Raw genomic sequence first — 419 nt, 5'->3', positions numbered from 1 at the left:
GGCGCAGATATCCCACCAAACTACAGAATGGGTTCATCTATCAATCCTCGACGATCGAGATGACAGCATGCCGCAAGATGCATCAAATTTCCGCTAACGTATGCTGTCCGGCCGTCTGTCCAGGCTGGAATGGAAGCGATGGCAATTGGAAGATCCTGCTCCCTCGAACGCTCTCGATCTCCCGCGCTCTGCGGCTGAAGGCGCAGAGCGGCTGACAGGCGGATAATTCATTCGTAGTCTACCTGAAAAACGCGACGCGCCGCAGCTTCGCGAGAAATTCAATGCACTTCCAGCGCGCGTCCGACCTTATAGAGCGGAAGTCGAGCTGCGGCAGGTCGATCAAGACCGTGTCATGAAATCGAGCGGGATATCGGCTATAGAAATCCAGGTCATTGGTGACGCTGCAGCCACGATAGCGG

2 protein-coding genes are annotated in these 419 nt (G+C 55.4%); one reads left to right on the top strand and one right to left on the bottom strand.

Translation table 11 applies throughout. From position 1 onward, the window contains the following. On the top strand, positions 1 to 215 hold a 215-nt coding region (locus tag DY467_RS26360), incomplete at its 5' end, for a hypothetical protein (RefSeq protein ID WP_205502853.1). 23 nt (positions 216 to 238) lie between these two features. On the opposite strand, the gene DY467_RS26355 is transcribed toward DY467_RS26360, so the two are convergent. Next, a partial coding sequence (locus tag DY467_RS26355) for a hypothetical protein (protein WP_205502852.1) occupies positions 239 to 419 on the bottom strand: 181 nt, incomplete at its 5' end.

Origin of the sequence: Rhodopseudomonas sp. BR0G17, from assembly GCF_010907025.1 — a bacterium.
In the GTDB taxonomy this organism is placed as follows: domain Bacteria; phylum Pseudomonadota; class Alphaproteobacteria; order Rhizobiales; family Xanthobacteraceae; genus Rhodopseudomonas; species Rhodopseudomonas palustris_H.
Note: the sequence above shows the minus strand (reverse complement) of the source record. Positions and strands in the feature narration are given on the sequence as shown.